General features: G+C 66.5%; 3 protein-coding genes. 2 read left to right on the top strand and 1 reads right to left on the bottom strand.

What is annotated here, in order from left to right:
* The coding region (locus tag ACIQ6O_RS15260) for a serine hydrolase domain-containing protein (RefSeq protein WP_396208635.1) at positions 1–1,541 on the top strand (1,541 nt) is incomplete at its 5' end.
* A 71-nt stretch (positions 1,542–1,612) separates the two neighbouring features.
* Here ACIQ6O_RS15260 and ACIQ6O_RS15265 read toward each other — a convergent pair.
* Positions 1,613–2,674 (bottom strand): phytoene/squalene synthase family protein, encoded by a 1,062-nt coding sequence (locus ACIQ6O_RS15265; RefSeq protein ID WP_396208636.1) that lies wholly within the window; start codon positions 2,672–2,674, stop codon positions 1,613–1,615.
* 91 nt (positions 2,675–2,765) lie between these two features.
* Between ACIQ6O_RS15265 and ACIQ6O_RS15270 the strand changes: the two genes are divergently transcribed.
* On the top strand, positions 2,766–3,163 hold a 398-nt coding region (locus ACIQ6O_RS15270; protein WP_396208637.1), incomplete at its 3' end, for an FAD-binding oxidoreductase.

A 3,163-nucleotide genomic window follows, 5' to 3' on the forward strand; every position in this document is an offset into this window, starting at 1 on the left:
CGCGAAAGCAGTTCCCCGCACTCGCGGACGTGCCGTTCGACACGCACATTGGCGACCGACACCCTCGTTCTCCTCTGCCGATTTCGCCGATGAATCCGTTCCTCTTTGCCAAGCGCGCGCTCGCCACGAGTGCTGTTGTCGTCGCCGCACTCGTGTCGCCCGTGGCATCACTGCGCGCGCAGGATATGGCCACCAACCCCGATGTCCTCGCGGCGGAACGGCTGTTCTCGGCGTGGATGGATGGCCAGCTCGCGTATCGCGGGCTGCCGGGCGTGTCGGTGGGGGTGGTCTACGATCAGCAGCTGGTCTGGTCGAAGGGCTTCGGCTTCGCCGACGTGAAAGGCAAAGTGCCCATGACGCCGCAGGTGAAGTTCCGCATCGCCTCGCACAGCAAGATGTTCGCGGCCGTGGCGATCATGCAGTTGCGGGAGGAGGGGAAACTCCGGCTCGACGACCCGGTGCGGAAGCATTTGCCGTGGTTCACAGCGCAGCCGGCGGGTGACGACGATGGCGACGTGACCATCGAGCATCTGCTGTCGCACATGTCGGGGCTGCAGCGCGAAGCGGGCGATCATTGGTCCACGGAGCAGTTCCCGAGCGAAGCCGAGATCAAGCAGCTATACAGCCAGCGCAAAGCGGCGTTCGCGCCGAACACTCGGTGGAAGTATTCGAATCTCGCGTTCGCCGTGGCCGGTCTCGTCGTGGAGCAGGTCACCGGCCAGCGGTGGGCCGACTACGTGCAGCAGCAGATCTTTGCGCCGCTCGGCATGAGCAGCACGAGCGTGGACAGGAAAGTGGACGGCCTCACGGTACCGTACTGGCGTCGATTGCCGGATGGATCACGCGACGCGCTCGGTTTTGTGGATGCGCACGGCATGGCGGCGGCCACCGGCATGACGTCGAACGTCGATGATCTCGCGAAATTCGTATCGGCACAGTTCCGCCGCGGACCGCGCGGGGGCGCGAACGTTTTGAGTGCCGCGTCGTGGCGCGAAATGCACCGCGTACGTGCGGTGGACGAGAACTGGACCAGCGGCAGCGGGCTGGGCTTCGACTTCTCGCGCATCAACAACCGCACGTGGATCGGGCATGGGGGCGGTTACGCCGGCAACACCACGCAGACCTACTTCAACGTGAGCGACAAGGTGGGCGTGATCGTGCTGACGAACACGAACGACGCCGGCCCGGGACAGATTGCCGAGCAGCTCATCGCCACGGTGGGCGCGGCGGTGGCGAAGGCCGTGCCCGCGGCGAAGAGCACCGTGGCGTGGGATCCGTCGTGGGCGCGCTTCGCGGGGATCTATCGCACCGTCTTCGGCGATCAGCAGGTGGTGCTGATGAATGAAAAGCTGGTGATCATCACGCCGAACGCGACCAGCATCGGCACGCCGATCACGCTCGAGCCGCTCGGCAGTGGGCGCTTCCGCATGATGGCGCCCACCGGTGGCGGGGCGATCGGCGAAGTCGTACGCTTCGTGGAGGAGAACGGCCGGGTGACCCGCATGATCACCGGCGACTCGTTCGGCGTGCGAGTGCCTTAGGGCGCCGGCTTCGCCGGCGCGGAACGGCGTAAAGGGTTAGGAGTTGACTCCCAACCGAAGAGCGGAAACAGCTAGCCGGCGAAGGCGAGTTCGAAGCTGCGCCGGCGGACGCGGGCTACGAGCCAGCGGACGCCGGCGTTGCTCATGACGAGCATGCTGCCGGTCATGAGCAGACTCTTCACCTCGCGGCGCGTGATCTTCACGCTGCCACCGGGCTGCAACATGGCGTTGCTCTGCACGAGATCGCGCAGCGTGGCGTAGGCCAGCAGTAACGGCAGAATGCAGAAGAGCCGGATGCTCACCGCACGACGCGGAATATCGAGAAGATACACGAGCGCCTCCTCGAGGTCGTGCCATGCGAGCTTGATGAGCTGCGCGAGCGCTTCGCGATTCTTGGCGATGAGCTCGGGGGCGAGGATGCGGCTCTGCGTGCTGCCGTGCGCCCGGAGGAGTTCCTCGGGGACATACACGGAGTTCTCCTTCTCCGCGTCCACCGCCACGTCCTTGAGAATGTTCACCGTCTGCAGCGCTTCGGCGAAGGCGCGGCACCGCTCGCGCAGAATGGCGTAACGTTTGGCGCCGATACTGGACGAGTGCTCGTGCCAGAGATCGGTGAGCATGTACCCCACCGTGCCGGCCACGTAGTAGCAGTACTCCTTGTACTCCTCGATGGTCTGGATGCGAATACCATCGGGGTAGAGCAACACGAACTTGCGCATCCCCACGGCCATCTCGGCCACCCATTTGCGCACGAGCTCCCGGGTCCGGGGCGGGAGCTGCGCGAAGTGCTCGAACACCAGCGGCGTGTTCTTCGTGAGCGTGAGATGGGCGAGGTCGCCGGTGAGCTCCTGCACTCCGGCCGTGAACCGCGTCAACGCCTCGGCGTCGTCGAACGCGGCGAGGAAATCGTCGAACAGCGCCGCCTTGACCTGCGGGTCGATGCCGGGCGCGTCTTCCACTGTGTCGGCGATGCGACAGAGCAGATAGGCGTCGAGTACGGCCTGTCCCAGGTCGCCGGGGAGCGCCTTGATCCCCAGCGCGAAGGTGCGCGAGACGGCCGGCAGGATTGCCGTGCAGAATCGCGCCGCATCACGGCGGACCAGCGCGTCGGAAACCGGAGCAGGAAGCGACATATCGGGGAAAGATACGAATCCGGAGGGGTGGCGTCACTGCAGAATCGCGTACGCCGTTCCCTGTCCGCGCCTTTGTGCTTTGTTTTCCGTCGTGTCCTTCGATCTGAGCCATCTCACCGCCGCCGACGTACCCTCGGGGTTTCGCGGTGTCTTTCGTACCGACCTCACGGCGCGGGCGCTGTACGCCGAGGGGGCGGGTATTGCCCGGTGCTGGCCGGCGGCAGTGGCGGTACCGGCTGACACCGACGATGTGGGGACGCTGGCGGCGTGGGCCAAGCGCACGGGGGCGGCGCTCATCCCCCGCGGGTCGGGGAGCGGGATGGCCGCGGGCGCGGTGGGTCCCGGGGTCGTGGTCGACCTGTCGCGCCTGGACAAAATCGGCCCCGTGCAGGTGGAGTCCCGCCGCATCCGTGCGGGCACCGGCGCGCTGCGTGGTGCGATCGACCGGGCGGCCCGGTCCCATGGGCTGCGGTTTCCGGTCGATCCGTC

The organism is Gemmatimonas sp., from assembly GCF_044345575.1.
In the GTDB taxonomy this organism is placed as follows: Bacteria; Gemmatimonadota; Gemmatimonadetes; order Gemmatimonadales; family Gemmatimonadaceae; genus Gemmatimonas.

Excerpts from the sequence above, each read along its gene's own strand:
- ACIQ6O_RS15265 (WP_396208636.1), bottom strand. The coding sequence starts at position 2,674 with ATGTCGCTTCCTGCTCCGGTTTCCGACGCGCTGGTCCGCCGTGATGCG.